The following is a 2557-nucleotide window of genomic DNA, read 5'->3' as shown; positions in this document are numbered from 1 at the left end:
TCTTGACGCCGTTTCTGATTGCCGCATTCACGTGCAGGGACACTATGGGATGTCCTTCGGTGGTGTTTGAGCCGAAGATAAACAGCACGTCTGCATCCTTGATCTGCGCCAGGGAATTGCTTGCAGCGCCTGCGCCCAATGAGGTGGCCAGACCGGCCACAGTGGGGGCATGTCAGACACGGCGTCAAGATAATCGTTGGCGACCCCAGACGTATAGACCTTGTCAAGTACGCCGATGTATGGCTGAACCTCAAACCCGGTTCAAACATTGCATTGCTGCACGGGCTTATACATATCATCCTCAGGGACGGTCTCCAGAACGAGGAGTTCATAAGCAATCGCACCGAGGGCTTTAATGAACTCAAAGAGGCCATCAAGAAATACACCCCCCAATACACCGCACAAGAAACGGGGGTATCGATAGACAAGCTCGAAAAGGCTGCCCATCTCTACGCCAAGGCGGGCAAGGCGATGATCCTCTACGGCCTTGGTGTCACGGAGCATCGCACGGGTACTGAAAACGCCATGGCCGTAGCCAACCTGGCCCTGACCTGTGGACATCTGGGCAGGCCGTCAACGGGCATAATGGCCCTGAGGGGACAGAACAACGTCCAGGGGGCATCGGACATGGGGCCTTCCCCGGCGGTATATACGGGGTACCAGTATGTGTCAAAGCCCGAGGTCAGGGAAAAGTTTGAACGCTCATGGAACGTGCAACTGCCAACCGTTGCCGGTCTCAAGTCCGTGGAGATGTTTGACAAGGCCGTTGAGGGGACGTTTAAAGGGATGTTTATCATGGGGGCCGACACCGCCCAGACCGATGCAAACATCAATCACATATGGAAGGCCTTCGATGCCCTGGAGTTTTTAGTAGTCTGTGACTTGTTTCACACGCACACGACGCGCTTTGCCGACGTCATCATACCCGGGGCGTCTTTTGCGGAGAAGGATGGCACCTTCACAAACGGCGAACGCAGGGTGCAGAGGATCAGAAAGGCCATCGAGCCTCTTGCCGGTATGGCCGAGTGGCAGGTCATCCAGGAACTCTCAAGGCGGATGGGCTATGCGATGAACTACAGTCATCCGTCGCAGATAATGGACGAAATAGCTGGCCTGACCCCCAACTACGGCGGCATAAGCTACGAGCGGATCGAAAAGCAGGGCATCCAGTGGCCGTGTCCGACCAAGGACCATCCCGGTACCACGACGCTTTACGCTCAACAGTTCAGCCGTCCCAGTGGAAAGGCGCTGTTTGTCTGCGTGGAACACATAGGCTCCGGTGAGGTACCGGATTCCGAGTATCCGTATGTCCTGGTCACGGGTCGGCGACTGCCGCACTACAACAACGGTTCGATGACAAGGCGCGTCAAGGGGATCATGGAAATAGCCCCCGTGGAGACCATAGAGATAAACCCCGCCGATGCGGCTCGTTTAAACATTGCCCATGGCGAAAAGATACGCGTATCCTCACGCCGCGGCGAAATCCATGTCACGGTAGAGGTGACCGAGCGTTCGCAGGCGGGCAACGTGTTTCTGGCGTTCCACTTCGAGGACGCATTGACAAACATTCTGACGTCAGGATTTCGCGACTCCATCGCCGGAACCCCGGAGTACAAGTCCTGCGCCGTCAGGATAGGCAAGCTATAGGCGGATGTCGTGTGCAATACAAGGGAGGGCTCTGCCCTCCCTTAGACACACCCGCAAGATGTTCTTGACTGAATTGCGTACAGAAGGCGTGGGCAGGCAATGTATCCTGCTCAAACAGGGGATTAGCCGATTTCACTGCAGACCAAGGAGGAGTTTCATGGCAAAGTCTATTCCGGAAGGATTTCACAGTATCACACCTATGCTGGTGTTTAAGGATGCCGGCAAGGCTATCGAATTCTACAAACGCGCCTTTGGTGCCAAAGAACGGTATGTCATACCTGGACCAGACGGCAAAGGAGTTATGCACGCCGAAATCAGCCTCGGCAACTCTATCATCATGATGATGAATGAAATCATGAATCAACCCTGTAAAAGCGCTGAAACGGCAGGCGGCTCCCCGGTGAGCTTCTATCTTTATACAGAGAACGTGGATGAAGCTTTTAGAGTTGCCATTGACGCAGGAGCCGAGGTCCAAATGCCTGTCCAGGATATGTTCTGGGGCGATCGTATCGGTGACGTGCAAGACCCCTTTGGGTACACCTGGACGCTCGCAACACACATTAAGGACCCGACTCTGGAAGAACTACAGCAGGGCGCTCAAGCCTTTTTCTCTCAGGCGACAGGAAAATGAATCGATACGACAATAAGGGGGGCGGAGCCACCCTCCTTATTTCTTTACCGTGAAATATAAAAAAGATACGCTTCTTGCCCGAATAGTCACCATCAAAAAAATCTTCCTCCATTAAGTCTCCTGGTCTCCAGATTGCTTTCTTTATAGAGCGTTCCGATTGCATGCGATACAAAGAAACCCTCATGAATAGGAGTAATATTCGCCCCCGCTCATGAAAATTACGATAGTGTTCTGCATTGTGTTCTGTTGAAGCTGTTAACTTTTTTCTCTGGTAAGCAG

General features: G+C 53.4%; 2 protein-coding genes. Both read left to right on the top strand.

The window, feature by feature from the left end; translation table 11 throughout:
- The first annotated feature begins 138 nt into the window (after nt 1–138).
- Entirely contained in the window at nt 139–1647 is a 1509-nt protein-coding gene (locus tag HWQ67_RS16130; protein ID WP_218253710.1) for a molybdopterin oxidoreductase family protein, read from the top strand.
- Between the two features lie 157 nt (nt 1648–1804).
- Complete coding sequence (locus HWQ67_RS16125) at nt 1805–2278, top strand: VOC family protein (RefSeq protein ID WP_218253709.1); 474 nt, start codon at nt 1805–1807, stop codon at nt 2276–2278.
- Nucleotides 2279–2557 lie beyond the last annotated feature (279 nt).

The organism is Candidatus Magnetobacterium casense, assembly GCF_019173545.1.
In the GTDB taxonomy this organism is placed as follows: Bacteria; Nitrospirota; Thermodesulfovibrionia; order Thermodesulfovibrionales; family Magnetobacteriaceae; genus Magnetobacterium; species Magnetobacterium cryptolimnobacter.
The sequence above is the reverse complement of the archived record's forward strand: the minus strand, read 5'-3'. Positions and strand labels throughout refer to the sequence as shown.